General features: G+C 64.4%; 30 protein-coding genes. 19 read left to right on the forward strand and 11 right to left on the reverse strand.

The genetic code is table 11. From position 1 onward, the window contains the following. Positions 1-89: 89 nt before the first annotated feature. A complete protein-coding gene (locus tag NKH99_RS17380; RefSeq protein WP_353014874.1) occupies positions 90-1,268 on the forward strand; it encodes a D-alanyl-D-alanine carboxypeptidase family protein in 1,179 nt (392 codons plus the stop codon). A gap of 4 nt (positions 1,269-1,272) precedes the next feature. Further along, positions 1,273-2,400 carry a CobW family GTP-binding protein gene (locus NKH99_RS17385; protein WP_352471459.1) on the forward strand — a complete coding sequence of 376 codons (1,128 nt, stop codon included), beginning with the start codon at positions 1,273-1,275 and terminating at the stop codon, positions 2,398-2,400. Positions 2,401-2,596: 196 nt separating this feature from the next. Here the strand turns inward: NKH99_RS17385 and NKH99_RS17390 are convergent, their stop codons facing one another. The 5 genes from NKH99_RS17390 to NKH99_RS17410 all read right to left on the reverse strand — a co-directional run bounded on the left by NKH99_RS17390 (position 2,597) and on the right by NKH99_RS17410 (position 6,521). Further along, positions 2,597-2,872, reverse strand: coding sequence for a sulfurtransferase TusA family protein (locus NKH99_RS17390; RefSeq protein ID WP_352683120.1), 276 nt, complete (start codon positions 2,870-2,872; stop codon positions 2,597-2,599). 5 nt (positions 2,873-2,877) lie between these two features. After that, positions 2,878-4,206: a L,D-transpeptidase family protein gene (locus tag NKH99_RS17395; RefSeq protein WP_352616130.1), complete on the reverse strand. Its 1,329-nt coding sequence runs from the start codon at positions 4,204-4,206 to the stop codon at positions 2,878-2,880. A 210-nt stretch (positions 4,207-4,416) separates the two neighbouring features. Beyond that, a complete protein-coding gene (locus NKH99_RS17400; RefSeq protein ID WP_352471457.1) occupies positions 4,417-5,367 on the reverse strand; it encodes an acetyl-CoA carboxylase carboxyltransferase subunit alpha in 951 nt (316 codons plus the stop codon). Positions 5,368-5,466: 99 nt separating this feature from the next. Continuing rightward, on the reverse strand, positions 5,467-6,375 hold the full coding sequence (locus NKH99_RS17405; protein WP_353014802.1) for a site-specific tyrosine recombinase XerD: 909 nt from the start codon (positions 6,373-6,375) through the stop codon (positions 5,467-5,469). After that, positions 6,372-6,521: a hypothetical protein gene (locus NKH99_RS17410; protein WP_023677884.1), complete on the reverse strand. Its 150-nt coding sequence runs from the start codon at positions 6,519-6,521 to the stop codon at positions 6,372-6,374. Before NKH99_RS17410 ends, NKH99_RS17405 begins: the two co-directional genes overlap by 4 nt. Positions 6,522-6,679: 158 nt before the next feature. Between NKH99_RS17410 and NKH99_RS17415 the strand changes: the two genes are divergently transcribed. The 4 genes from NKH99_RS17415 to NKH99_RS17430 are packed head-to-tail and all read left to right on the forward strand — an operon-like array spanning position 6,680 to position 10,164. After that, complete coding sequence (locus tag NKH99_RS17415; protein WP_352457618.1) at positions 6,680-7,282, forward strand: shikimate kinase; 603 nt, start codon at positions 6,680-6,682, stop codon at positions 7,280-7,282. Continuing rightward, positions 7,279-8,421 carry a 3-dehydroquinate synthase gene (gene aroB / locus NKH99_RS17420; protein WP_353014803.1) on the forward strand — a complete coding sequence of 381 codons (1,143 nt, stop codon included), beginning with the start codon at positions 7,279-7,281 and terminating at the stop codon, positions 8,419-8,421. The genes NKH99_RS17415 and aroB overlap by 4 nt, the downstream gene beginning before the upstream one ends. Then, the gene (locus NKH99_RS17425) at positions 8,418-9,314 is read left to right on the forward strand and encodes an HlyC/CorC family transporter (protein ID WP_352471453.1); all 897 of its coding nucleotides are present in this window, start codon (positions 8,418-8,420) and stop codon (positions 9,312-9,314) included. The genes aroB and NKH99_RS17425 overlap by 4 nt, the downstream gene beginning before the upstream one ends. A 40-nt stretch (positions 9,315-9,354) precedes the next feature. Then, a complete protein-coding gene (locus NKH99_RS17430; RefSeq protein ID WP_353014804.1) occupies positions 9,355-10,164 on the forward strand; it encodes an alpha/beta hydrolase in 810 nt (269 codons plus the stop codon). Positions 10,165-10,167: 3 nt separating this feature from the next. Here the strand turns inward: NKH99_RS17430 and NKH99_RS17435 are convergent, their stop codons facing one another. Next, complete coding sequence (locus tag NKH99_RS17435) at positions 10,168-10,470, reverse strand: BolA family protein (protein WP_352770023.1); 303 nt, start codon at positions 10,468-10,470, stop codon at positions 10,168-10,170. A 133-nt stretch (positions 10,471-10,603) separates the two neighbouring features. Here NKH99_RS17435 and NKH99_RS17440 point away from each other — a divergent pair, with 133 nt between their 5' ends. From NKH99_RS17440 to NKH99_RS17470, 7 genes are all read left to right on the forward strand, one after another. Beyond that, entirely contained in the window at positions 10,604-11,233 is a 630-nt protein-coding gene (locus tag NKH99_RS17440) for a J domain-containing protein (RefSeq protein WP_036238769.1), read from the forward strand. A gap of 123 nt (positions 11,234-11,356) precedes the next feature. Continuing rightward, positions 11,357-12,343, forward strand: coding sequence for a cobaltochelatase subunit CobS (cobS, locus tag NKH99_RS17445; protein WP_352451201.1), 987 nt, complete (start codon positions 11,357-11,359; stop codon positions 12,341-12,343). A gap of 3 nt (positions 12,344-12,346) precedes the next feature. After that, positions 12,347-12,799: a hypothetical protein gene (locus NKH99_RS17450; RefSeq protein ID WP_353014805.1), complete on the forward strand. Its 453-nt coding sequence runs from the start codon at positions 12,347-12,349 to the stop codon at positions 12,797-12,799. After that, entirely contained in the window at positions 12,799-14,697 is a 1,899-nt protein-coding gene (cobT, locus tag NKH99_RS17455) for a cobaltochelatase subunit CobT (protein WP_352451202.1), read from the forward strand. The genes NKH99_RS17450 and cobT overlap by 1 nt, the downstream gene beginning before the upstream one ends. Then, a complete protein-coding gene (locus NKH99_RS17460; protein WP_353014806.1) occupies positions 14,694-15,719 on the forward strand; it encodes an esterase-like activity of phytase family protein in 1,026 nt (341 codons plus the stop codon). Before cobT ends, NKH99_RS17460 begins: the two co-directional genes overlap by 4 nt. A gap of 176 nt (positions 15,720-15,895) precedes the next feature. Next, a complete protein-coding gene (locus NKH99_RS17465; protein WP_352768456.1) occupies positions 15,896-16,264 on the forward strand; it encodes an ArsR/SmtB family transcription factor in 369 nt (122 codons plus the stop codon). Beyond that, complete coding sequence (locus NKH99_RS17470) at positions 16,261-16,743, forward strand: SRPBCC family protein (protein WP_352505072.1); 483 nt, start codon at positions 16,261-16,263, stop codon at positions 16,741-16,743. The genes NKH99_RS17465 and NKH99_RS17470 overlap by 4 nt, the downstream gene beginning before the upstream one ends. Before the next feature lie 56 nt (positions 16,744-16,799). Here the strand turns inward: NKH99_RS17470 and NKH99_RS17475 are convergent, their stop codons facing one another. The 3 genes from NKH99_RS17475 to rpmB form a co-directional block, all read right to left on the reverse strand. Then, complete coding sequence (locus tag NKH99_RS17475; protein ID WP_353014807.1) at positions 16,800-17,474, reverse strand: spermidine synthase; 675 nt, start codon at positions 17,472-17,474, stop codon at positions 16,800-16,802. Positions 17,475-17,537: 63 nt separating this feature from the next. After that, a complete protein-coding gene (locus NKH99_RS17480; RefSeq protein WP_353014808.1) occupies positions 17,538-18,218 on the reverse strand; it encodes a queuosine precursor transporter in 681 nt (226 codons plus the stop codon). Between the two features lie 82 nt (positions 18,219-18,300). After that, on the reverse strand, positions 18,301-18,597 hold the full coding sequence (gene rpmB, locus NKH99_RS17485) for a 50S ribosomal protein L28 (protein WP_352505075.1): 297 nt from the start codon (positions 18,595-18,597) through the stop codon (positions 18,301-18,303). Between the two features lie 611 nt (positions 18,598-19,208). Between rpmB and NKH99_RS17490 the strand changes: the two genes are divergently transcribed. The 3 genes from NKH99_RS17490 to NKH99_RS17500 are packed head-to-tail and all read left to right on the forward strand — an operon-like array spanning position 19,209 to position 21,598. Further along, positions 19,209-20,000: a DUF3108 domain-containing protein gene (locus tag NKH99_RS17490; RefSeq protein WP_352831633.1), complete on the forward strand. Its 792-nt coding sequence runs from the start codon at positions 19,209-19,211 to the stop codon at positions 19,998-20,000. A 42-nt stretch (positions 20,001-20,042) separates the two neighbouring features. Continuing rightward, entirely contained in the window at positions 20,043-20,930 is an 888-nt protein-coding gene (yddG, locus tag NKH99_RS17495; protein WP_353014810.1) for an aromatic amino acid exporter YddG, read from the forward strand. Then, the gene (locus NKH99_RS17500) at positions 20,930-21,598 is read left to right on the forward strand and encodes a lysoplasmalogenase family protein (RefSeq protein WP_352743744.1); all 669 of its coding nucleotides are present in this window, start codon (positions 20,930-20,932) and stop codon (positions 21,596-21,598) included. The genes yddG and NKH99_RS17500 overlap by 1 nt, the downstream gene beginning before the upstream one ends. A 5-nt stretch (positions 21,599-21,603) precedes the next feature. On the opposite strand, the gene NKH99_RS17505 is transcribed toward NKH99_RS17500, so the two are convergent. Together NKH99_RS17505 and gloB are read right to left on the reverse strand one after the other, a co-directional pair. Then, positions 21,604-22,032, reverse strand: coding sequence for a cupin domain-containing protein (locus NKH99_RS17505; RefSeq protein WP_353014811.1), 429 nt, complete (start codon positions 22,030-22,032; stop codon positions 21,604-21,606). 21 nt (positions 22,033-22,053) lie between these two features. Next, the gene (gloB, locus tag NKH99_RS17510; protein ID WP_353014812.1) at positions 22,054-22,821 is read right to left on the reverse strand and encodes a hydroxyacylglutathione hydrolase; all 768 of its coding nucleotides are present in this window, start codon (positions 22,819-22,821) and stop codon (positions 22,054-22,056) included. A gap of 98 nt (positions 22,822-22,919) precedes the next feature. Here gloB and NKH99_RS17515 point away from each other — a divergent pair, with 98 nt between their 5' ends. The 3 genes from NKH99_RS17515 to NKH99_RS17525 all read left to right on the forward strand — a co-directional run bounded on the left by NKH99_RS17515 (position 22,920) and on the right by NKH99_RS17525 (position 26,640). Continuing rightward, the gene (locus NKH99_RS17515; RefSeq protein WP_352710063.1) at positions 22,920-23,702 is read left to right on the forward strand and encodes a class I SAM-dependent methyltransferase; all 783 of its coding nucleotides are present in this window, start codon (positions 22,920-22,922) and stop codon (positions 23,700-23,702) included. Between the two features lie 222 nt (positions 23,703-23,924). Next, positions 23,925-25,757, forward strand: a complete 1,833-nt coding sequence (locus tag NKH99_RS17520; protein ID WP_353014813.1) for an ABC transporter ATP-binding protein/permease — start codon at positions 23,925-23,927, stop codon at positions 25,755-25,757. A gap of 76 nt (positions 25,758-25,833) precedes the next feature. After that, the gene (locus NKH99_RS17525) at positions 25,834-26,640 is read left to right on the forward strand and encodes a DUF1194 domain-containing protein (protein ID WP_353014814.1); all 807 of its coding nucleotides are present in this window, start codon (positions 25,834-25,836) and stop codon (positions 26,638-26,640) included. Position 26,641 lies beyond the last annotated feature (1 nt).

Genomic DNA, 26,641 nt, shown 5'->3' on the forward strand with positions numbered 1-26,641 from the left:
AGAGGGCCGGACCATTATCCTGGCGATCGTGTAACGAAATCTTACGGAGCCAGGTGCGACTGCGGCAAGAGGCTATTTCGGTTTTCATGATGCGCTACAGGCATTTCCTCAGACTGTTGGTGGCGGGCACGGTGGTGCTTGCGTCGCTGGCCGGGCCTGCCTTGGCCAATCCGACAATCCTGTTCGACCTGAACAGCGGCAAGATCCTGCAGCACCAGGAGGCGTTCAGGCGCTGGTACCCGGCGTCGCTGACCAAGCTGATGACCGCCTATGTGGCGTTTCGGGCGATTGCCGCGGGCGAGGTCCAGCTCGATTCGCCGATCAAGGTAACGAAACATTCCGCCGGCGAGCCGCCGAGCAAGATGGGCTTCAAGCCGGGCTCGGTGATGCGGTTGGACAATGCGCTGAAGATGATGCTGGTCAAATCGGCCAACGATATCGCCATGGCGGTCGGCGAGAATATCGGCGGTTCGCAAGCGGCTTTCGCCGAGCGCATGAACGCCGAAGCGCAGAGGCTCGGCATGAGCGGGTCCCATTTCGTCAATCCGAACGGGCTCTATTCGCCGGACCAGTATACGACGGCGCGCGATCTCGCTTTGCTGGTGATGGCGATTCGCAAGGAATTTCCGCAATATGCCCCCTGGTTCTCGATCGAAGGCCTTGCCGTCGGCAAGAAGGCGATCTCCAACTACAACCTGCTGATCGGCCGCTATCCGGGTGCCGACGGCATGAAGACGGGTTTCGTCTGCTCGTCCGGTTTCAACATGATCGGCTCGGCGACCCGCAACGGCCGCACCCTGGTCGCCGTGGTGCTCGGCGAGCAATCGGCCATTACCCGTGCCGAGGCGGCGGCAAAACTGCTCGACCAGGGTTTTGCAACCCCGGCGCCGAGCTGGCTGACGGTCGCGGCGCTGCCCGCCTATGGCGACACCATGTCGGCCAACGACATGAATGACGAAATCTGCAAGAAGAAGCCGGTCGAGGAGCAGTCGGAGGCCGCCCCCGCGGTCGGCGACAAGGGCAAGGACGTGCCGAAATCGCCCTATCAGGAAAAGCTCGACCATGTGCCGACGCTGATCGCCGTCGGCCTCGGCGGCGCCACGGGGCCGAAGCCGAAGGCGATGCTCGACGCCTCCGGGCAGGAATATGCCGACGTGCCGCTGCCGACATGGCGGCCGGACCGGGCGCCGCCGGCCGGCGCCGAGCCAGTTGTGGCCGGATCCGCCACCGCCGCGCAGGTCCAGCAGCCGGCCAAGGCGCTGAACTAGCCGCATGGCCGGCTTCCCGATCCCCGTTTCGGTGCTCACCGGCTTTCTCGGTGCCGGCAAGACGACGCTGCTCAACCGGCTGCTCCGGGATCCGGCGCTCGCCGACACCGCCGTCATCATCAACGAGTTCGGCGAGGTGGCGATCGACCATCTCCTGGTCGAGCAGGCCTCCGACGGCATCATCCAGCTCTCCGACGGCTGTCTCTGCTGCACGGTGCGCGGCGAGCTGGTCGACACGCTGGCTGACCTCGTCGACCGGCTGCAGACCGGCCGCATCGACCGGCTTGCCCGCGTCATCGTCGAGACCACCGGGCTCGCCGATCCCGCCCCCGTACTGCAGTCGATCATGGCACACCCCGCCCTGGTCCAGGCCTTCCGGCTCGACGGCGTCATCACCCTGGTCGATGCCGTGAACGGCAATGCGACGCTCGATGCGCATGTCGAGGCGGTGAAGCAGGTGGCCGTCGCCGATCGCATGGTGCTCAGCAAGGCCGACCTGACCACGGATGCAGGCGATGTCGAGGCGTTGCGGGCGCGGCTCAGGCAGCTCAACCCGGGCGCCGTGGTGCTCGACGCGGGCGAGGCAAGCACCGCGACCCTGTTCGATAGCGGCCTCTACAATCCGGCCACCAAATCCGTCGATGTGCAGCGTTGGCTGGGCGAACAAGCCGGCCACGACCATGACCACGGCGGGCATGATCACGACGGGCATGATCACGACGAGCATGACCATGCCGACCATGATCACCATGACCACAGGCACGATTCCCGTGTGCGTTCGTATTCGCTGGTTCATGACGGGCCGGTGCCGTTTTCGGCAATCGAGATGTTCCTCGATCTGTTGCGCTCGGCGCATGGCGAGCGCCTTTTGCGGATGAAGGGCGTCATCGAGCTTGCAGAAGACCGGTCGCGGCCGCTGGTTATCCATGGCGTGCAGAAGATCCTGCATCCGCCGGTGCAACTGCCGGCCTGGCCGGACAGCCAGCGCGGCACCAGGCTGGTGCTGATCACGCTCGACATGCCCGAAGACTATGTCCGGCGGCTGTTCGCCGCCTTCACCAATCGGCCGTCGATCGACACACCGGATCGCGCAGCACTGGAAAGCAACCCGCTGGCTATTGCCGGATCGTGATCTCCCCCCTTTTGAGGGGGAGATGTCGCCGAAGGCGACAGAGGGGGTCGCCTCGGCTGGCGCGACGCCTTGTGGGACGAAAGAAAAGGTTGGCGCTTCACGCGCGGCAACCCCCTCTGGCCTGCCGGCCATCTCCCCCTCAAGGGGGGAGATTATCCCGCTCAGCCGCTTTCGCCAGAACGAGCTAAGTCGAGACTCAGCCGATCCCGCGCTCGACCAGGAAGCGGTGGCCGCCTGCCATCGCCGTCGTTTCGATCAGCCGATGGCCGCTCTCGGCGCAGAAGGCGGGAATGTCGATGACGGCGAGCGGGTCGGTGGTTTCGAGCCACAGGCGGCTGCCCGGCTGCATTGCGGCCAGGCGCTTTTTTGCCTTGAGCACGGGCAACGGGCAGTTCAAGCCTTTGAGGTCGTAGACGGCGGCGGGGCTGGTTGAGGGCCTGTCTTCCTGGCCCCCATCTTCCTGTTCAAGCATGAACCTCAGCCGCCAAACATGCCGAGCAGTTTCTTCTTCAGCCTTGTCGCCGTGCTTTCGGCGTCCGCAGCCTGCGTTTCGGCGACCGGAACGGCCTCCGCGGATGGCGCGACGGTTGCGGTCGCGACAGGCGCTTCGGCCGCCGACTTGGCAGCATCCTTTTCGGCCAATGCCTGCGCCTTGGCGGCTTCCTTCTCGGCCAGGGCTTGCGCCTTGGCTGCCGCTTTCGCTGCCTTCGCCGCTTCTATCGCGGCAAGCCGCTGTTCCTCGGCCTTCTGCTTGGCAGCCTTTTCGGCGTCGAGCGCTGCCATCTTGCGGCCCGCCGGCGAATCGATGCGGCCCATGCGCGCCGTTTCGGCCACCGTGCCGTCCGGGTTGAGCGAGGGCGGCTCGATCGGAACGCGTTCGCCGCGGGCACGCCGCTTCGACCAGTCGGAAACGATGCTGGCTTCCTTGATCCCGGCGATGGTTGGCTTGGGCGCCGGCACGCTGGCCTTTATGGCGCCGTTGAAGGCCGCCTCATAGGTGCTTTGATAGGCGTTGATGGCGCTCTTCAGCGAATCGGGCTGGGTGGTCGGAGGGCAAGGGCCGGTCGGATTGAAGGTCGAGCCATCGGCCGCAACCTGGTTGAACACGTAGCGCTTCTCGCAGACGTCGACTTTCGGCGGCACCTTGGTGACCTCGAAATTGTCGTAGCCAACCTTCAGCATCTTCCAGAATTCGTAGTTCGGGTCGTTGCGATAGCGCGCCATGTTGGCGGCGGTCATGCGGAACGGAAAAGCCTGGATCTGAAACTCGGTCTGGCCGCCCTGGAAGGCGTCGCGGCCGAAAGCGTAGATCTGCTCGATCTGGGCGTCGGTCATCGAATAGCAGCCGGACGACGAGCAGGCGCCATGGACCATCAGGTTGGAACCGGTGCGGCCATTGGCGCGGTCATAGGCGTTCGGGTAGCCGATATTGAAGGACAGGTGGTAATTCGACCGCGGGTTCATCTGTGCCGGGCGGACCGTGTAAAAGCCTTCCGGCGCCTGGCGGTCGCCTTCGGTGAATTTCGGGCCGAGCTTGCCCGACCATTTGCAGATGTCGTAGCTGGCGACCAGGTCGTAGCGGCCGTTGGTCTTGGCCTTCCAGATTTCGAGCTTGCCTTCTTCCTTGAAGATGCGGGCCATCACCGAGGAGGTGCGGACCATGCCCTTGGCTTTCATTTCGGCCAGGACTTTGTCCGGCAGCGGCTTGTTGGCTTGCGGCGCAAAATCCTTCATCGAAGCGTCATTGCAGCCGGCGACGCCGATCGCAGCGATCAGAACTCCGGTGCGGGCAAGCTTGGCAAACATGGATATGGCTATCGTCTTCATCTCTGCGCCGCGGATGCCGCAGCTGCTAAACCGACCGCTGACGGACCTTAAGCCCGTTAACCTTGAAAATTCCTTACCGCAAGCATGCGGCGCGTCCCCTTGCGTTAAGCTCACTGAGCCGAATGCAGCGGCATTTTTGTGGCGAAACTGGTTCACGCCGCCACATTTCAGGCCGCGTGCCTGCGTTGGTTACAGATTGCGGCCCATCGCCAGGTATTTCTCGCGGCGATGCTCGCGGAAGTCGGTGTTGGCGCCGGAGAATTCCTTCATCGTCCTGGCGATGAGGTCGCCGGTGGCGGCGATCACCGTTTCGGGGGCGCGATGGGCACCGCCGAGCGGCTCGGCGATGATGGCGTCGATGATCTTCAGCTCCAGCAGGTCCTGCGCCGTGATCTTCATATTGGTCGCAGCATCCTTGGACCGCGTGGTATCGCGCCACAGGATCGAGGCGGCGCCCTCCGGCGAGATCACCGAATAGATGGCGTGTTCGAGCATGTAGACGCGGTTGGCGGTGGCGATCGCTATAGCGCCGCCCGAGCCGCCTTCGCCGATCACCACCGAGATCGACGGCACCTTCAGGCCAAGGCAGGCCGAGGTCGAGCGGGCGATGGCTTCCGCCTGGCCGCGCTCCTCGGCGTTGACGCCGGGATAGGCGCCGGCCGTGTCGACCAGCGTCAGCAGCGGGATCTGGAAGCGGTCGGCGAGTTCCATCAGCCGCACCGCCTTGCGGTAGCCCTCCGGCCGCACCGAGCCGAAATTATGCTTCAGCCGGCTTGCCGTATCGGAACCCTTCTCCTGGCCGATGATCGCCACCGGCTCGCCGCGAAAGCGGGCGAAGCCGCCGACGATCGCCTGGTCCTCGCCGAAATTGCGGTCGCCGGCAAGCGGCGTGAAATCGGTAAGCAGGCCCTTGATGTAGTCGATGCAATGCGGCCTGTCCGGATGGCGCGCCACCTGCACCTTCTGCCATGGCGTCAGCGCCTTGTAGGCGTCGCGCAGCGCATCGCGCGAGCGCTTCTCGAGACGTGCGATCTCATCGCCGACGTCGACCGCCTCGCCGTTCTCGGCAAGCTTCTTCAGCTCAAGGATCTTGCCTTCGAGATCCTGCACAGGCTTTTCGAAATCGAGGTAATTGTACATTCTTGGGCGAACCGGCAAGTCGGAAGGCAATGACTGACGCAAGCCCGAAAATGCAGGCTGGGCGCGGTGGAGCGTCGTTCTCACATAGCGACATGACGCCTAGTCGGCAAGCGGATGATGATCGTTGACCAGACGCACCAGCCGCTCCTCCAGCACATGCGTGTAGATCTGCGTCGTTGAAATATCGGCATGGCCGAGCAGCTGCTGCACGGCCCTGAGATCGGCGCCGTTCTGCAAGAGATGGCTGGCGAAAGCATGTCGCAGCACATGCGGCGATATCTTCGCCGCGGCAATGCCGGCCCGTGCGGCAAGCGCTTTCAGCTCGCGGGCAAAGACCTGTCTCGAGAGATAGCCGCTGTCGGCGGCGGCCGGAAACAGGAACGGGCTGTCGGCAAGAGCCGGCACCGCCGCCCGGGCGGCAAGCCAGGTCCGCATCGCGGTGCGCGCCTTGGCCGACAGCGGCACCATGCGCTCCTTGTTGCCCTTGCCGCGGACCATGAAGAAGCGGTCGTCGCGCTGCGCCACCGTCACGGGAAGGCCGACCAGCTCCGAAACGCGCAAGCCGGTGGCGTAGAGCACCTCGACCAGCGCGTGCAGGCGCAGCGCCGCCAGCCTGTCGGCGCCATGCATGGAGGCCTCCTGCGCGGCGCGGTCGAGCAGCCGGCCGGTATCGGCTTCGCTCATCGTCTTCGGCAGCGGCCGGCCCTTCCTCGGGCTGTCCAGCGTGCCGGTCGGATCGTCGCCGCGCAGGCCCTCGGCATAGAGAAACTTGAAGAACTGCCGGATCGCCGACAATTTGCGCGCCTGCGAGGTGGCGGCAAAGCCGCGCGCGGCGATGTCGTCGAGATAGGCACGGATGTCGGCGCTGGTGGCAGCGGCAAGCCCACCGCCGATCCCGGCGGAAGCGTCTTCGAGGTCGCGGCGATAGGAGGAAAGCGTGTTTTCGGCGGCGCCGCGCTCGGCGCTCATCATCTCCAGGAAGGCTTCGATGCTAGCGGCGCTGTTCATTTTTTGGGATTGAGCTTTTCCGGAGGGATGCGCACGCTCATTTCCGCCTTCCTCGGCTCGACGAACATGACCAGGGCGAACATCGCGCCATAGACAATGCCGGCCAGAATCGCGAGCGTCACGACAAAGCGAAACAGTGTTGGCATTAATTTTCGCCCGTCGTCTTATTCTGCATTTCCAACCCTGTGCCCTTATGAGACGCCAATCCGGCCAATTCAAGGGTGAAGCCCATAGTCCCGGTTGCGCCGCGCTTGACGCAAACAGGCTTTTGATGTCGATACGCCGCCAAAGAGGCCCTAGAAGCATGAACGCGCTACCAGCAAATCCTCCGGGCGAGAGCCATGCCGCGCTGCTCGGCCGGCTAGGCGGCCGTTCCATCGTCTTTGTCGGGCTGATGGGCGCCGGCAAGACGGCGATCGGCCGCAAGGTGGCGGCGATGCTGGCACTGCCCTTCATCGACAGCGACCAGGAGATCGAAACTGTTTCGCGCATGAGCGTCCCGGACCTGTTCGAGCGCTATGGCGAGGCGGAGTTCCGGGCACTGGAGCAGCGCGTCATCCTGCGTGTGCTGGAGCACGGGCCGCAGGTGCTGTCGACCGGCGGCGGCGCCTTCATGAACGCGCAGACGCGCGAGGCGATCGCCAGCCATGGCGTGTCGGTTTGGCTGAAAGCCGAGATCGACCTGTTGATGGAGCGCGTTTCCAAGAAACAGAACCGGCCGCTGCTGAAAAGCGCCGATCCACGCGCCGTGCTGGAACGGCTGATGGCGGAACGCTACCCGGTTTATGCCGCGGCCGACGTCGTCGTGCCGACCCGCGACGACCGCAAGGAGATCATTGCCGCCGAAGTGGTGGACGCGCTGCGCGGCCATCTCGGCGTTGCCGATATTGACGAGGTGCGGTCGTGAGCGCTGATGCAACGGTCTCTGTCGAAGTCGGGCTTGGCGAGCGTGCCTACGATATTTTGATCGGTCCCGGCCTGCTGTCACGCGCCGGCGCCGAGATCTCGCGCCGTCTGCCGGGGACGCGGGCGGCGGTCGTCACCGACGAAAACGTCGCTAGCGCGCATCTCGCAGCGCTTGCGGCCGGCCTGGCAAGCGGTGGCATCCAACATGCCGTCATCACGCTGCCGCCAGGCGAAAAGACCAAGAGCTTTGCGCATCTCGAAGAGGTGGTCGACGGCGTGCTGGCCGCCAAGCTGGAGCGCGGCGATGTCGTCATCGCGCTCGGCGGCGGCGTCATCGGCGACCTCGCCGGCTTCGCCGCCGGCATCGCGCGGCGCGGCATGAACTTTGTGCAGGTTCCGACCTCGCTGCTGGCGCAGGTCGATTCCTCCGTCGGCGGCAAGACCGGCATCAACAGCAAGCGCGGCAAGAACCTGGTCGGGGTGTTCCACCAGCCGAAGCTGGTGCTGGCCGACACCGAAGTGCTCGACACGCTGCCGATCCGCGAGTTTCGCGCCGGCTATGCCGAACTGGCCAAATATGGGCTGATCGACCGGCCCGAGTTTTTCGCCTGGCTGGAAGAAAACTGGCGTCAAGTGTTTGCCGGCGGGCCGGAGCGGGCTGCGGCCATCGCCGAGGCCTGTCGTGCCAAGGCCGACGTCGTTGCCCGCGACGAGTTCGAGACCGGCGACCGCGCGTTGCTCAATCTCGGCCACACCTTCGGTCATGCGCTGGAGGCGGCGACCGGCTATGGCGGCGCAAGGCTCGTGCATGGCGAGGGCGTCGCCATCGGCATGGCGCTGGCGCACCGCTTTTCGTCAAGGCTCAATTTGGCGAGCCCCGACGACGCTGCGCGTGTCGAGGCGCATCTTCGCGCCGTCGGTCTGCCCTGGCGGATGGCCGACATTCCAGGCGAACTGCCCGACGCCGAGACGCTGTTCTCCTTCATCACCCAGGACAAGAAGGTGTCGCGCGGCGCGCTGACCTTCATCCTGACGCGCGGCGTCGGCCAGGCCTTCATCGCCAGGGATGTGCCGGCCTCGGAAGTGCTGGCGTTCCTCCGGGAGAACCATCCGGGTCGGCAGGAAAGCCGGCCGGGATGAGCCAGGCCGGCTGGATCGCGGCTGCCGTGCTCGCCGGCCTCGGCGTGCTGGGCTTCGTCTTGCGCCGGCGCCTGCTCGCCGCCTTCGGCTACGAGTTGCAACGCATGGAGCCGCAGCGCTCTGCGCGCGAGGAACTGCGCGGCGCCGTCGACGATTTCCGCCGCGACGGCCAGGTGGTGCGCGAGGACCGCGCCCGCATCGGCGGCCTGTTCGACCTCGAGGAGCTCGAAGTGTCGGACGTCATGGTCCACCGCACCAATATGCGCTCGGTCAACGCCGACGACCCGCCCGAAGCGGTGGTTCGCGAGATCCTGCAGAGCCCGCACACCCGCATGCCGTTGTGGAAGGGTTCGCTCGACAACATTGTCGGCGTGCTGCACGCGAAGGATCTGCTGCGCGCGCTGAACGAGGTCGGCAACGATTTTTCCAGGATCGACGTGATGAAGATCGCGTCGAAACCGTGGTTCGTGCCCGACACCACGACGCTTCAGGAGCAGCTCAATGCCTTCCTGCGCCGCAAGGCGCATTTCGCCATCGTCGTCGACGAATATGGCGAGGTCGAAGGGCTGGTGACGCTGGAGGACATCATCGAGGAGATCGTCGGCGAGATCGCCGACGAGCACGACATCGACATCCAGGGCGTCAAGCAGGAGGCCGACGGCTCCGTCGTCGTCGACGGCACGGTGCCGATCCGCGACCTTAATCGGGCGCTCGACTGGAACCTGCCGGACGAGGAAGCCACCACCATCGCCGGCCTTGTCATCCACGAGGCGCAGTCGATCCCGGACGAAAAGCAGGCCTTTACGTTTCACGGCAAGCGCTTCGTCGTCATGAAGCGCGACAAGAACCGTATCGCGCGGCTGAGGATCAAGCCGGCGATGCTTGGAGAATGACAGTGCGCACCTTGTGGCAGCCGTGGGCAGTCAGGCGTTGATGAAGATCGATCGGCGAAGCCTGCTTCTGGCGTCGATGGCGGCGCTGCTGCCGGGACAGGCTGCGGCGGCATTGCGGCTGCGTTCGCCGTCGCCCGAAACCTTCCACTATGGGCCGGCCAAGCTCGACATTTATTCCCTCGACGGCGCAAGCGGCCTGCCGGTCGTCTTTTTCGTCCATGGCGGCGCCTGGCGAGTCGGCAACCGCGGCAACGTCAATGCCAAGCCGCAATTCCTGCTCGACAATGGCTTCTGCTTCGTCTCGATCGACTACCGGATGCTGCCCAAGGCCGACGTCGCCACCCAGGCGGCAGATGTCGAACTGGCCTATCGTTACGTCCGCGCCAACATCGCCAGGCATGGCGGCGATCCGGACCGGATCGTCGCCATGGGCCATTCGGCCGGCTGCCATCTCGTCGCATTGACCGGGCTGCGCGGCGGCCTGCCCGGCGTCGCGGCGCTGGTTCTCGACGACACCAGGGCCTACGATCTGGAGGCGCTGGCCAGAAGCGGCGGCATGGCAGGGGTCTATGCCCGCGCCTTTCCCGATCCGGCACAGTGGCGCGCGCTGTCGCCTGTCACCTATGTGGAAGGGCGCAAGCACCCGCCGACCTTCATCGCCCATTCGCGGGCGAAAGCCCGGGCGGCGGACGCGCAGGCCTTCGCCGGGCGTCTGCGCGCCACCGGAACCAGGGTCACACTGTTCGACGGCAGCGCCTATTCGCACATGTCGATCAATCGCGACTTCGGCACCGAGGGCGATGCATTGACCGCAGCGGTGATGGCTTTCTTGAGGGCGAGCCTCGGCTGAAATTTACCAGCGGGTCTTTTCGCCGGGCGCCGCCGGCTCGATCGCTAGGGCATGCACGCCGGATTTCAATTCCTCGGCCAGCAGATCGTTGACGGCGCGGTGACGTTCGACGCGGCTCATGCCGGCAAAGGCTGGCGCGACGATGCGGACGCGGAAATGCGTCTCGCCGGCGCCGTCGAAGGTGGCGTGATGGCCGGAATCCACATGATGATGGCCGGCATGGAGATGGCTTTCGTTGATGACGGCCAGCCGTTCCGGCGAAAACGCCTTTTTCAGCTTGTCTTCCATCGTTGCCTGTATGGACATCGCCGCTTCCCTTCACCACATCTATGTCATCGCACAAAATTCGCAATTCGCCGGTTTTATGCCGCGATTCAGCGGTTAGGGCGATCATCGCGAAAATGTCAATTCTTGTTTCGCATGCGCGAACAGCCCATAAATGGGTGAGATGAAGCCGTACCCAAAATATTTCGAAAAGATTCGCATCCGCCCGGAGAAGGACGCGGAGCTGAAGTCGCGTTCGCCGATCTGCCAGTGGGATGGCTGCAAGGAGGCCGGTACCCACCGTGCCCCGGTCGGACGGATGAAGGAAGGCGAGTATTTCCAGTTCTGCTTCGACCATGTGCGCGAGTACAACAAGGGCTTCAATTATTTCTCGGGCGTTCCCGACACCGAGATCGCCCGCTTCCAGAAGGAAGCCATGACCGGCCACCGGCCGACCTGGAAAATGGGCGTCAACGGCGCATCGACCCGCTCCTCGCCGGACTTTGCCCAGGCGCGCTCCGGTCGCGCCGGCTACTACAATCGCATGCGCGATCCGTTCGACCTGTTCAAAGGCCCGAAGGACCCGCGCGAAGCACGCGAGCGCAAGGCCAAGCCGCTTGAGGCCAAGGCACTGGAAACGCTTGGCCTTGATACAAAGGCAACTGGCAAGGATATCAAGGCGCGCTATAAGGAACTTGTGAAACGCCACCATCCGGATGCGAATGGCGGCGACAGAGGTTCGGAAGACCGGTTCCGCGATGTGCTCCAGGCGTATCGCGTGCTCAAGCAGGCAGGTTTGTGCTGAGCGACCATACGGTTCGTGTCGCTTTCCAACTTTCATAAGGTTGGAAAAGGCTCTAAGACCGCCCCCGAACAAAATCGATTGCCGGCGAAACGCGGCGTTTCGCTTGTGGAGACGTTGATAGAGATGAACAAGGTCGATCGCGACATCGCCAACCTGCCCGACACCACGGTGTCGGTGAAGGAGACATTCGGCTTCGACTCCAAGATGGTGGTGCCGGCCTATGCGGTGACGAGCGAGCATGTCCCCGACATCGATCCGGACTACCTGTTCGACAAGAACACGACCATGGCGATTCTCGCCGGCTTTGCCTACAATCGCCGCGTCATGGTGTCGGGCTATCACGGCACCGGCAAGTCGACGCATATCGAGCAGGTCGCCGCCCGCCTCAACTGGCCCTGCGTGCGTGTCAATCTCGATAGCCATGTCAGCCGTATCGACCTCGTCGGCAAGGACGCCATCGTCGTCAAGGACGGGCTGCAGATCACCGAATTCCGCGACGGCATCCTGCCCTGGGCCTATCAGCACAATGTCGCGCTGTGCTTCGACGAGTACGATGCCGGCCGCCCGGACGTGATGTTCGTCATCCAGCGCGTGCTGGAATCGTCGGGCCGGCTGACGCTGCTCGACCAGAGCCGGGTCATCCGCCCGCACCCGGCCTTCCGGCTGTTTTCGACCGCCAACACGGTTGGGCTGGGCGACACCACCGGCCTCTACCACGGCACCCAGCAGATCAACCAGGCGCAGATGGACCGCTGGTCAATCGTCACCACGCTGAATTACCTGCCGCACGACAATGAAGTGAACATCGTGCTGGCCAAGGCCAAGCACTACCGCGATGGCAAGGGCAAGGAGATCGTCAACAAGATGGTGCGCGTCGCCGACATGACGCGCTCGGCCTTCATCAACGGCGATTTGTCGACGGTTATGAGCCCGCGCACGGTTATCACCTGGGCCGAGAATGCCGAAATCTTCGGCAATATCGGCATGGCGTTCCGGCTGACCTTCCTCAACAAATGCGACGAGCTGGAACGCTCGCTGGTGGCCGAGTTCTATCAGCGCGCCTTCGGCGAAGATCTGCCGGAAAGCGCGGCCAACGTTGTGCTGGGGTAAGGCATGCTCGATCGGCGCGCGTTCCTCGTCCTAGCGGCGCCTTTGGTGTTGGCAAAAGGTGTGGCGATAGCCGACGAAGCTACACTTCAGCAGATCGTCGGCGAGGTCACGGCGGCGAATTTTGACGCGCTATGGCGTTTCGCAGAAAGGTCGATGAATCAAATCATCGGGCTGAAGATTTCCTGCCGTGAGCATGACAGCGAAACTGCCAGTTTTGCGGCGATGTCGATCCATGGGGTCTTTGGTATCGTTTCAAGGGAAAACAAATCCCAGAGGGTGCTCGGCTTTCCCGACGGATTTAGCAAATCCCTCGGCACGTTCCATGCCGATGGATTCTACCGGGTGTCACTTGAGGAACGTGGGTTTGTTGGACTGACGCCGGTGCCAGATGCTGAAGTCGCAGCAAAGCAGGTGAAGCGCATCACGCTTGATGAACTGGCAGGTCAGAAGAGCTGATGGCGGGTCCGGGCGACAATACGCGAAACAAATCCAAGACCGGCGCTGAGAACGACAGCTTCAAGCGCGCGGTTACCGTCTGCATGCGCGCCATCGCCGGCGACAAGGATCTCGAGGTCGGCTTCGCCAAGGATCGGCCGGCACTGGCCGGCAGCCGCGCCCGGCTGCCGGAACTGCCGAAGAAGGCATCGAAGGCGGACATCGCCATCACCCGCGGGCTCGGCGATTCCATGGCGCTGAAGCGCGCCTGCCACGATGCGCGCATCCACACCAGGCTGGCCCCGGAAGGCAAACAGGCCCGCGCCATCTATGACGCGGTAGAGCAGGCCCGGGTGGAGGCGATCGGCAGCCGCGCCATGCAGGGCGTCGCCGACAATATCGGCTCGATGCTCGAGGACAAATACGCCAGGGCCAACCTCGTCGACGTCAAGGACAAGGCCGACGCGCCGATCGAGGAAGCGCTGGCGCTGATGGTGCGCGAAAAGCTGACCGGCCGCACTGTGCCGAAGAGCGGCGAACGGCTGGTCGATCTCTGGCGCCCCTGGGTCGAGGAAAAAGCCAGTGCCGACCTCGACGGGCTGTCGGCAAAGCTCGATGACCAGCAGGCGTTCGCCCGCGTCGTGCGCGAGATGCTCGCCTCCATGGAAATGGCCGAGGAGCTCGGCGATGACCAGGAGACGGAAGACTCCGAGGACAACGACGAAAACCAGCCGCAAGGCGAGGAGCAGAGCGAGGAGGGCGGCGAAGACGATTCGGGCTCCGAGCAGTCGCAATCCGAGGATACCGAGGCATCGTCGGACGACGAGCAATCGGCCGAGACGGAAGCCTCCGACGCCACCGCCGAGGATCTCTCCGACGATGACGACGCCGATGCGGAGACGCCGGGCGAGGCGCGCCGCAACGACAATCCCTTCACCAATCTGCCGAAAGAGATCGACTACAAGGTCTTCACGACCGCCTTCGACGAGACCGTAGGTGCGGAGGAACTGTGCGAGGAGGAGGAGCTCGACCGGCTGCGCGCCTTCCTCGACAAGCAGCTCGCCAACCTTTCCGGCGTCGTCGGGCGGCTGGCCAACCGGCTGCAGCGCCGCCTGATGGCGCAGCAGAACCGCTCCTGGGATTTCGACCTCGAAGAAGGCTATCTCGATCCGGCACGGCTGGTGCGCGTCGTCATCGACCCGATGCAGCCGCTGTCCTTCAAACAGGAGCGTGATACCAAATTCCGCGACACGGTGGTGTCGCTGGTGCTCGACAATTCGGGTTCGATGCGCGGCCGGCCGATCACCGTCGCCGCGACCTGCGCCGACATCCTGGCGCGCACGCTGGAACGCTGCGGCGTCTCGGTCGAAATCCTCGGCTTCACCACCCGCGCCTGGAAGGGCGGACAGGCGCGCGAGAAATGGCTGAAGGAAGGCAAGCCGCCGAACCCCGGCCGGCTCAACGATCTGCGCCACATCATATACAAATCCGCCGACCATCCGTGGCGGCGGGCGCGCCGCAATCTCGGCCTGATGATGCGCGAGGGCCTGCTCAAGGAAAACATCGACGGCGAGGCGCTGCTGTGGGCGCACAACCGGCTGATCGCGCGGCCGGAGCAGCGCAAGATCCTGATGATGATCTCCGACGGCGCGCCGGTCGACGATTCGACGCTGTCGGTCAACCCCGGCAATTATCTCGAGCGGCATCTGCGGGCCATCATCGAACTCATCGAGACGCGCTCGCCGGTCGAGCTTTTGGCCATCGGCATCGGCCACGACGTCACCCGCTACTATCGCCGCGCCGTCACCATCGTCGATGCCGAAGAACTGGCCGGCGCCATGACCGAGCAGCTGGCCTCGCTGTTCGCCGAGGAAACCGTGCGCGACACGCGGCGCGGCGGCATGCGGCGCGCCGGATGATTTTTTCCCGCGGCGGCTTTTGGCAGAAGCTTTTGGCCGCCATTGCGTTGTTAGGCATCAGTTTGGCGCCAGCTGTCGCTGCCGGCCCGGCCTCGGTCGAGCCGGCCGAAATCACGGCACGGCCGATCAGCGAATTCCACATCGGCCGGCCGGACAAACAGTTCGGGCCGCTCGAATTCATCGGCGGGCTCGAAATGACCTCGTCGACGCGCGATTTCGGCGCGCTGTCGGCACTTCGGTTCCTCGAGCCCGGCAGCGATTTCATCGGCGTCGCCGACACCGGCTTCTGGTTCTTCGGCACCCTCGTCCACGATGCCGAGAAGCGGCCTTCCGGCATCCAGAATTTTCGCATGCAGCAGATGGTCGATTCGGCCGGTCAGCCGATCGACGAGAAATGGGCGGTCGATGCCGAAGGCCTCGCGGTGAAGGACGGCATTGCCACGGTCGGTTTCGAGGGCGATCACCGTATCGCAGAGTTCAAGATCGATCCGGACGGCATGAAGGCGCCGTTCAGGCAATTGGACTTCCTGATTCCAGCCTGGGAACTTCGCCGCAATCGCGGCTTTGAGACCGTCACCCGCGCCAACCCCAACGGGCAGCACGCGGGCGGACTGGTCGTGGTGTCGGAAAAGAGCCTCGACAAGGCCGGCAACATCTTTGCCGCGATCATCGAAGGGCCGCACAAGGGCGTCTTCACCGTCAAGCGCAATGGCGATTTCGACATCACCGACGGCGCCTTCCTGCCGGACGGCGACCTGTTGCTTCTGGAGCGCAGTTTTTCGATGGCCGGCGGCGTCAAGATGCGGCTGCGGCGCATCTATGGCGAAAGCGTCGAGAAGGGCGCCGTCGCCGACGGGCCGGTGCTGCTCGAAGCCGACATGGGCTACCAGATCGACAACATGGAAGCGCTCGACGTCTGGACCCGCGACGATGGCGCGCTGATCGTGTCGCTGATGTCCGATGACAACCACTCGATCCTGCAGCGCAATCTTTACCTGGAATTTGTGCTGCACGAGGATTGACGCGCGACAGGCCTGCTGGCCGACAGCATCGCTGGCATTTCCGCGCCGTTTTGCAGCGCAGGCAATTTCCCCTGGCAATGACCCGCGTCGCAGGTTTTCCAGCCGGCTCTCACCATCCGAAAAAATACTTTAGTCGTGACTTGACAATTTGCGTCATCGGCGAAATACTCAAGTCCATGCTTAAGTATTCCGGGATCGACAGCATCCTGCGGGCTCTTGCCGAGCCGACGCGCCGGGCAATCCTGGAAAGGCTGAGCCGCGGGCCAGCCACCGTCAGCCAGTTGGCGGAGCCGTTCGGCATGACCTTCGCTGCCGTACTCCAGCATCTCCAGGCGCTGGAAGCGTGCGGGCTGATCCGCAGCGAGAAGGTCGGACGCGTGCGCACCTGCCGGATCGAGCCCGGCGGGCTAGCCCCGCTCGCCGACTGGATCGCCGCGCGCCGTACACCGGCCGAACGCCAGCTCGACCGTCTCGGCCAGATCCTGGCGGAGACTGACCAACCGGACGCAACACCCCACGACCAGGAAAAGGACGAAAAGAAATGAACCAGATTGCCCCCGTGAACGACCAGTCCGTCATCCATTCAAGCTTCACGATCGAGCGGACCTACCCGCAATCGCGCGAACGCGTCTTCCTCGCCTTTGCCGACAAGGCGACGGTGCGGCGTTGGCGCGTCGAAGGCGACGGCTTCACCATCGCCGAATTCACCTTCGATTTCCGTGTCGGCGGCAGCGAGGTTTCGCGGTTCAGCTACCAGGGCGGCCCGGAGATCAGGCTCGATGCGCAGTTCCAGGACATCGTCCCTGACCGGCGCATCGTATTTTCATACCGGATGGCGGTCGGGGCGCAGCCGCTGTCGGCGTCGCTCACCACGGTCGAGCTTGCACCTTCCGGCGAGGGCACCCGCCTGACCTATACCGAACAGGGTGCGTTCTTCGATGGCGTCGATTCAGCGCAAGGGCGCGAGGAGGGCACACGCGGGCTGCTGCAGGCGCTCGCCGCCGAGCTTCAGAAGGCGAAGTAGAGGTTCGTCGGCGTGGCGGGCGGCGACCACAAGGCCCGCCCGGATTGCGAGGTGGCCTATTGCCCCTTGGTCGCGAGCCAGACGATGTGCCGGGCGCCGCGCTTGCCGTGAGCCCGCACCTTGACCTCCTCGACCGTGAAGCCGGCCTGCTTGAGCCTTCGGGTGAAACCTGCGTCAGGGCCCTGCGACCAGACCGCCAGCACACCGCCGGGCTTGAGAGCTGCTCTCGCGCTGATCAGGCCGGCTGCGCTGTAGAGCGCATCGTTGGCCTTGTAGACGATGCCCTCGGGGCCGTTGTCGACATCGAGCAGGATCGCGTCCCAGGCCGAAGCTTGCGATCGGATGAGCTGACCGACATCGGCCTCGCGAATGCCGACACGCCGGTCGTCAAGGCAACCGTCGAAAACTTCGGCCATCAGGCCGCGCGCCCACGCCACGACCGCCGGCACCAATTCGGCAACGGTGACCTGCGCATCGTCGCCGAGCTCGGCCAGCGCCGCGCGCAAGGTAAAGCCCATGCCGAGGCCGCCGATCAGGATGTTCGGGGTCCGGCGGCCGGCAATCCTTTGGCAAGACAGTTTCGCCAGCGCCTCTTCGGAACCGCTGAGCCGGCTGTTCATCAGCTCGTTGGCGCCAAGCATGATCGAGAATTCGCCGCCGCGCCGCTTCAGGCGGAGTTCCTGTCCGCCGTCAGGCGTTTTTGCCGAGTCCAGTTGAAGCCAGGGGATCATGCTCGATAGTCTTTGAGCATGATCTTGTCCGAAAACCGGTTCCCACTTTTCGGGATCATGCTTCTATGCCGCCAGTGCCGGCTGGCTCCAGCGGGCGGCAAGCAGCCGGTAGGGGATCAGCGCCACCACCGCTATGACCAGCTTGACGCCGAGATCGCCGAGCGCCCAGGAAATCCAGCGCATCGTCTCGACCGGCAGCACGCCCATCAGCGGCGCGGTTTCCAGCGCAAAGCCGTCGTTGGGCCCGGCGAAGGCGAACGCCGCCGCGAAGGCGACGGTGAAAAACACCACCGTATCGAAAACGGAGCCGACCAGCGTGCCGACGATCGGCGCGCGCCACCAGCTCTGCCGGCGCAGCCGGTTGAACACGGTGACGTCGAGCAACTGCGCGGTGAGGAAGGCGGCGCCCGAGGCAGCGGCAATGCGCACCAGCCGGTCGGCGGCGGTCTCGAATTCGATCAGGCCGTGGCGAAACAGCAGCGGTGGGATGACGATCGAGCAGATCACCGCTGACATGAAGCCGACAAAGACGATCCTGCGCGCCACCGCCGGCCCATAGCGGCGGTTGGCGAGATCGGTGACCAGGAAGGAGAACGGATAGGTGAAGGCGCCCCAGGTCAGGATGTCGGCCAGCGACAGCCCGCCGATTGAACCTTGCATCGGGAACTGCACGAGGATGTTCGAGGCCACGACGACGAGCGCCATGGCCGCCACGAAGGGCAGGTACCGCGAGAGGAAAATCATTTTTTTATCCTGGGTAATGGAACCAGCGGAACGCGATCCGGAGTTCGGACCACGCCCTGGAAGGCGGCTGCCGCCAAAAAACTCAGGCGGCCGGCTGCTCGGCGATCTTCTTGGCGATCTGCTTCTTCAACAGGCGGGCGCGCTGCGACAATTCCTTGGCATCGGCCTTGGCCAGGAAGGCGTCGAGGCCGCCGCGATGCTCGACCGAACGCAATGCGTTGGCCGAAATGCGCAGGCGCACGTTCTGGTTCAGCGCTTCCGAGATCAGCGTCACATTGACGAGATTGGGCAGGAAGCGACGCTTGGTCTTGTTGTTGGCGTGGCTCACATTGTTGCCGGACATGACTGCCTTGGCAGTGAGTTCGCAGGTGCGGGACATGGTTCTAACCTTCGGTTCTCGGTCCTGGCCAAACATTCGACCCGCGCCGGGTGGCGCGCGGTTTCGGTCAGGCGGCCTCATGGAAAAAGTTGGCGTTCCATAGTTGCATTTCGCCGAGGCGTCAAGCTTGGGGTTGGTTAGTGCCAAGGGAATCAATCAAAAGGTGACCGATGCCGGCGCTGCCCCTCATCCGCCTGCCGGCACCTTCCCCCGTATAGTGACGGGGAGAAGGGGCTGGGCCGCAGGCTCGGCGCTTTCTGCAACTCCGCAAATTGGCGAAACCGTTTGCAAGGCGACCTTCTCCACGTCCCTATACGGGAGAAGTGCCCGGCAGGGCGATGAGGGGCTGCGCAAACCTGTCGCGATTTTCCAGGTGGCCACATTTTGTTCTTGCTTTGTGCCGGCAGCTATGCTACTAATTTGGGTATGGTGCTAATTGGCTCCAACGACCCGCCCGCCGAGGCGGGTTTTTTATTTTGGCCGTCGACCAGCCCCAGCGTCCCTGCCGACGCCGCCTTCACATTAAGGCCGGAATTCAGCCTATAAGCGGTCGCACAGGGACATGCCAGATCGGAGCTGCCCGTCTCCGGTCGACAATCAAGGACCCGCCCATGCCTCGTTCTTTCCTCCATGCCCTGGTCGTGCTGTTGGCCGTCGCGCCGCCGACAACGGCTTCGGCCGCTGAGCCGCAATCCTTCACGGGCGAGTATTCGGTGTCGTTCCTCGGCCTCTCCGTGGCCAAGGCGAAATTCTCCAGCCATTACGAGGGCGACACCTATTCGATCGAGGGCAGCGTTTCCGCCGCCGGGCTCGCCACTTTGTTCGACGATACGCGGGGCACGATCTCGTCGAAGGGCAAGATTTCGGGCAAGCAGTTGCAGCCGCAAGCGTTCCACGCCGACTACACGTCCGGCAAGAAGGCATCGATGATCGACATCCAGTTTGCCAACGGCGTCGTCACCTCGACCAAGGTCGTGCCTGAGCCGAAGAAGCGCAATCCCGAGAATTGGATACCGCTGGCCGGCAGCCATCTCGTATCGGTCCTCGATCCGATGGCCGCCACCGTCATCCATGCCGACAGCCTCGACCAGGTCTGCGGGCGCACGGTGAAGCTCTATGACGGCGAAATGCGTGCCGATCTGAAACTGACCTACGAGTCCAAAGGGTCGATCTCGGTGGCCGGCTACAAGGGCGATACGGTCACCTGCAGGCTGGGCTTCGAGCCGGTGGCCGGTTATCGCAAGAACCGCAAGGCGCTGAACTACCTGAAGAAACGTAGCCGCATCATGGTGACGTTTGCACCGGTCGGCCAAAGCGGCGTATATGCGCCGATCCGCGCCACGGTCAGCACGCAAATCGGCCCGTTGACGATCAGCGCGGAGCGGTTCGAAGCAAACGAATAGGCGTGACGGTGCGCCGCCAACGATGGGCAGGGGGCGACCGGTATGGCGCGCGCAACACTGATCGGCTTCTCCGCGGTCGCCATGTGGGCGCTGCTGGCGCTGCTTACGGATGCTTCGGGCGCCGTGCCGCCGTTCCTGCTTTCGGCAATCACCTTTACGATCGGCACTTGCGTCGGGCTGGTTGCCCGGCTGTTCATGCCGGCAGCCGATGGCGCCGCGAAGATACCGCGCCAGGTTTGGGCGATCGGCATTGCCGGCCTGTTCGGCTACCACTTCTTCTATTTCACCGCGCTGCGCAATGCGCCGGCCGTCGAGGCCAGCCTGATCGCCTATCTGTGGCCGCTGCTGATCGTGCTGGGGTCGGCGCTGATGCCGGGCGAGCGGCTGGCCTGGAACCACGTCGCCGGCGCGCTGCTCGGCCTTGCCGGCACGGTCCTGATCGTCACCAAGGGCGGCGGGCTTGCCTTCGACGCGCGTTATGCCTTCGGCTACGCGATGGCCGGCGTCTGCGCGGTGCTGTGGTCGTCCTATTCGCTGTTGTCGCGACGCTTCCCGTCGGTGCCGACCAGCATCGTCACCTGGTTCTGCGCCGCCACCGCGGCCCTTTCGCTCATCTGCCATCTGTTGCTTGAACAGACGGTGCTGCCCGCCGGCGCCGGCCAGTGGCTGGCCGTGCTCGGCCTCGGTCTGATGCCGGTGGGGGCGGCGTTCTATGCCTGGGACATCGGCGTCAAGCGCGGCAACATCCAGGTGCTGGGGGCGGCGAGCTATGCCGCGCCGCTGCTGTCCACCCTGGTGCTGATCGCCGCCGGCTTCGCCGAGCCGTCATGGCGCATCCTCGCCGCCTGCGTGCTGATCACCGGCGGCGCGGCACTGGCGGCGAAATCGCTGTTGCTGCGCAAGAGGGCTACGAGCGAGGCAAACGCTTGATGCCGTTTTCCGGCGGCATCGATGCCAATGCCAATGCGACGCTGCTGTTTTCGCTGGCGGCGGCGGTGATTTACGCGTTCAGCCTCGGCATGCCGCCGCGCCTTTCGCGGTCGGCGGCAAGGACATTGGCGGTGGCGATGCTGGCGGTGCTGGTCGCGCAGCAGGGCGGCCCATGGCTGCTCGTCGCCGCGCTGGGCGCCAGTGCCATCGGCGACGCCTTCCTGTCGCGCGACGGCGAGAAGGCATTTCTTGGCGGCACGGCCAGTTTTCTTGCCGCGCATGTGCTTTACGTCGTGCTGTTCCTGCGCGCCGGCAGCGGCCTCGGGCTGCTCTCGGCCGAACCGTGGCGAGGAATTATCGCCCTGGCGATGGCCGTGTTGGCGCTGGCGATGGTTTTCGCGCTCTGGCGCCGCATCGGCCCGGCCTTGCGTTTGCCGATTGGCATCCATGCCGCGGCACTGCTTGCCATGGGCATTGCGGCGCTCACCCTGAACAGCGTCTGGGTCGTCGTCGGCGTCGTCCTGCTCATGCTGTCCGACGGGCTGCTCGCTGCGGAAAAGTTCCTGCTGCCCGCCATCTCGCCGCACCGCATTTGGGTGCGCCATGCAGTCTGGGTGCTGTATTACGTCGGCCAGTTGGCGGTCACGCTGGGTTTCCTGTTGGGCTAAGGTGCCTAGGGCGTGCCCGGCAGCCAGCCTGGTTCGGCGAGTTCGAAGGCGGCGAAATCGAAACCCGGCGCCACGGTGCAGCCGACCAGGGACCATTCGCCGAGGCTGCGCGCCGACTGCCACCAGCCTGCCGGCACGACGATCTGCGGCCGCTCGCCCGCGGCAAGTGCCGTACCGAGGATCTCCTCGATGACGGGACCGCCTTCTCGGTGTATCGACAGCGCCAGCGGCGCGCCGTCATAGAAGTGCCAGACCTCCGCCGCGTCCCTGACCCGGTGCCAGGCCGACAATTGGTCCTTCTCCAGGAGGAAATAGATCGCCGTCGAATGGCCGCGGGCGCCTTCCGCGCCGTCGCGAAAGGTCTCGGCATACCAGCCGCCTTCCGGATGCGGCTTCAGGCCGAGCAGGGCGATGATTTCGGCGGAACTGGTCATGACCCTAGCTCCTGGCGCCGCTCAGAAATTGTCCTTGCGCTTGCGGATCTCGGCGAACACTTCGGCATCCGAGGCCTTCTCCAGGCCGAGATGCCTGCGGATCGCCGGATCGTGCCAGCGCAGGAACGGATTGGTCGACAGTTCCTCGCCGATCGTCGTCGGCAGCGTCGGTTTGCCGTCGGCGCGCAGCGCCTCGACCTTGGCGGCGCGCTCTTTCAGCGCCGAATTGGTCGGGTCGACGGTGAGCGCGAAACGGGCATTGGCCAGCGTATACTCATGGCCGCAATAGATAACCGTCTCGGCCGGCAGCGCCGCGAGCTTCTTCAGGGATTCGTACATCACCGGCGGCTTGCATTCGAGCAGCCGCCCACAGCCGAGCGCAAACAGCGTGTCGGCGGCGAAAGCCACTTTCGACGCCGGCAGATGATAGGTGACATGGCCGGCGGTATGGCCGGGTGTGGCGATGACCTCGATCCGCTCGTCGCCGAGATGGACGACCGAGCCTTGCTCGACAGTTTCGTCGATGCCGGGAATCTTTGCCTTTTCGGCTTCCGGCCCGACAATGCGCAGCTCGAAGCGCTCCTTCAGCGCCAGATTGGCCTCGACGTGGTCGAGATGGTGGTGAGTGGTCAGGATCATCGTCGGGGTCCAGCCGGTGCGCTTGATCGCCGCCAGGATGGGCGCCTCCTCGGGCGCATCGATGAGCGCCGTCTGACCGCTTTTCGGGTCATGCACCAGCACGCCGAAATTGTCGCTGCGGCACATGAATTGTTCGATCTCAACCGGCATCGCATCTCTCCCTTTATTGCCGCAGACATAGGGCGCCTGCCAGCCGATGTCATCTGCCTTTGTTGAACTTGGACTGCTTCGAAGCTACCGTTCCGCGCATGCATTCAGACATTGTCGATCTCCGTTCGTTTTATTCGACCACGCTCGGCCGCCTGGCCGAACGCTCGATCACCATGGCGCTGTCCTCGATATGGGCCGTCGTGCCCAACGAGCGGCTGGTCGGCCTCGGCTACACCTTGCCGTGGCTGGAGCGCTTCGGCAGCGATGCCGAGCGCGTCTTTGCCTTCATGCCGGCAACGCAGGGCGCGGTGGTCTGGCCGGCGACCGGGCCGACGGCGACCGCCCTGGTCTTCGACGAGGAACTGCCGCTGGTCGATTCCTGCATCGACCGCATGCTGCTCGTCCATTCGCTCGAACATGTCGAGAACCCACGCGAGACGCTGAACGAGATCTGGCGGGTGCTGTCGCCGGCCGGCCGTGTCGTCATCGTCGTGCCGAACCGGCGCGGCGTCTGGGCACGCTTCGAGCATACGCCTTTCGGCAATGGCCGGCCGTTCTCGCGCGGCCAGCTGACCGAATTGCTGCGCGAAGCGAATTTCACGCCGGCGGCGTGGTCCGATGCGCTGTTCTTCCCGCCGTCGCCGCGACGTTTCATGATGCAGTTCCATAATGTGCTGGAACGCGCCGGCCGGCGCTTCTGGCCGATCTTTTCCGGGGTTATCGTCGTCGAGGCGCAGAAGCGGCTCTATCAAGGCGTGCCGGTTGCCCAGCGCGCGTCCCGCCGCGTCTTCGTGCCGGTTCTCTCGCCGCATGGCGCGCCGACGCTTGGCCGGGCTGTCGCGGGCCAAACGTCCGACACCGCCAGGATGACGCGTTCGTGATCCGACGCAGGCTTTTTCTCACCAAAAGCGCGTCGCATTAGACCGGCCTCGTACGACGCGCTTTAGGTTGTTGTTTCATGCATGTCGTTATCGCAAAACCGCTGCACACTTTTGCGCGACATGCATTGTCTGCCGCGGACGGGTTGGCTGCCCGATTGAAGGCATACGCGGTCGATTCTATGACCGGGTTTCAGCATCGCTTTCGAATGCAAGGATCCACTCATGGCTGATCTTCCGGATGTCGAGGCCAGCGCCCAGAAGCTTGCCACGTCGATCGAAGCCAGCAGCCTGCGTGAGCAGCTGGCAACAATCAAATTGGCACTGACCAGCTCGCCAGTGCGAAAACAATTGCTTTGGGCAGCGATCGGCATCGTCGCCGTCATCGTGGCGAGCTCGATCGGGCAGGTTCTGCTCAATCGCTGGAACCAGCCTTTCTACGACGCGCTTGCGCGGCGCGACATGCCGGCTTTCCTGCATCAGCTTCTGGTCTTTGCCGGCATCGCCGGCGGGCTTGTGGTGCTCAATGTCGGCCAGACCTGGCTCGACCAGATGCTCCGCCTGAAGCTGCGCGAGGCGCTGACGCTCGACCTGATCAACGAATGGATGCGGCCGGCGCGTGCCTTCCGGCTGACCCATGCCGGCGCCATCGGCGTCAATCCCGACCAGCGCCTGCAGCAGGATGCCGGGCATCTCTCCGATCTTTCCACCGGTCTTGGCATCGGCCTGCTGCAGTCCTGCATCCTGCTTGCCTCGTTCGTTGGGGTCCTGTGGTCGCTGTCTTCCGGCTTCGTCTTCCACATAGGCGGCCATTCGCTGGCCATACCCGGCTATATGGTCTGGGCGGCGATCCTTTATGCGGGCACCGCCTCCTGGTTGAGCTGGCTGGTCGGGCGACCGTTGATCCGCTTCAACAACGATCGCTATACGCGTGAAGCGGAGCTGCGCTCCTCGGTGGTTCGCGTCAACGAGAATGTCGATGCCATCGCGCTCGCGCATGGCGAGTCCGATGCCAGGCGCCGGCTCGAATTCGACCTCGGCATGGTGCTGGGCGCCATGCGGCGCATCTACAGCGCCCAGATCAATCTTTCCTGGGTTACCGACACCTATGGCTGGATCACTGTCGTCGCGCCGATCCTGGTCGCCTCACCGGTCTATTTCGCCGGCGATATCAGCTTTGGCGGCTTGATGATGGCAGTCGGCGCTTTCAACCAGGTTCATTCCTCGCTGCGCTGGTTCATCAACAATATCGGCGGCATCGCCGATTGGCGCGCTACGCTGATGCGGGTCGCCGACTTCCGCATCGCGCTTGCCGACACCGACGCGCTGCACCATACGGAAAGGCGCATTTCGTTCGGCGAAAACCCGGACGGCAGCCTGAGCTTCGAGAAACTCGAGGTCGCCTCGCCGGAGGGATGCACCAAGCTTGCCGAGGCGCATGTCGAAATCCGCGCCGGCGACCGGGTCATGATTACCGGAGATCCGGGCGCCGGCAAGACGCTGTTCTTCCGGGCCATTGCCGGTCTGTGGCCATGGGGCAGCGGACGGATCGGCATGCCGGCCGGAGAAGCGCCGATCTTTGTTCCGCGTACCCCCTATTTCCCGCTCGGCAAGCTGCGCGAGGTGCTCAACCATTCAGACGGCGCGGCGGAGGCGAGCGATGCCGAGATCTCGGAGGTGCTGGCCGATGTCGGGCTGCAACGCCTGTCGTCCTCGCTCGATCGCTCGGCGCGCTGGGAGCGTGAGCTCAGCGACGACGAGCAACGTCTGCTGGCCTTTGCCAGGCTGGCTTTGCGACGGCCGAAATGGGTGATCATCGACGAGGCGCTGGACGCGTTCGACGGCCCAACGCTGAGACAAGTGTTGTCGATGCTGGAGAAGCGCCTTCCCGACGCCGCGATCCTCAATATCGGCCGCGGCCAGCACAATGGCCGCTTCTTCCGGCGGGCGTTGACCATCGTCAAGGATGCCGGCCAACCGCCACTCAAGCCGGCCCGTATCAGGGCAGGTGCCATCGAACCGCCCCCGGCGATCGCCTCGACCGGCCGAAAGAAATAGAAGGCAAGCTTTATTTCGCCGCGATCGCGGCGAAAAACTGTCGCGATCGTTTCAGATGGGAACGTTCCGATCGGCCATGCTTGACGCTCTCGCCCTGCTCGCCTGCCTTGCCTGCACCCCGGCGGCACCTGCGGCCGCGCCGGCCAATGCAATTGCCGTCGATGTCGAGCTGGTGCTGGCCGTCGACATCTCGCAGTCGATGGATGAAAGGGAGTTTGCTCTGCAGCGCGCCGGCTATGTCGCGGCGCTGCGCCACCCCGACTTCATCAACGCCGTGCGCGCCGGCACCTTCGGCCGCATCGCCATCGCCTATTTTGAATGGGCCGGCACCATCCGCGACGATGCGGTCATTGCCTGGCAGGTCGTCGACAGCAAGGAGAGCGCCAACGCTTTCGCCGACAAGATCGCGGCCCGCCCGTTCAGGAGCTTTCGCGGCACCTCGATTTCCGGTGCTGTGGCTTTCGGCGCCGAGCTTTTCAACGGCACGGCCTTCACCGGCAAACGCCGCGTCATCGACGTCTCGGGGGACGGCCCAAACAACACCGGCTTGCCGGTCACAACGGCACGCGATGCGGCGCTGGCGAAGGGCATCGTCATCAACGGGCTGCCGATCCTGATCAGCCCGTCACCCACCTTCAGCCATCTCGACCGGTATTATGCCGAATGCGTTACCGGCGGGCCGGGCTCGTTCGTGCTGCCGATCTATGCTGCTTCCGAATTCGCCACCGCCACTCGCCGCAAACTGATCCTCGAGGTCAGCAGCGCCGAGTATCCCAAGGTGGATCCGAGGACGATCCGCATCGACGCACCGATCGACTGCCTGCAAGGCGAGCGCGACCGAAGGTTTTTCTCGGACCCATATTTCCCGGAACTTGACCGATAAG

The sequence above is a fragment of the Mesorhizobium sp. M0854 genome (assembly GCF_040319815.1).
GTDB lineage: Bacteria > Pseudomonadota > Alphaproteobacteria > Rhizobiales > Rhizobiaceae > Mesorhizobium.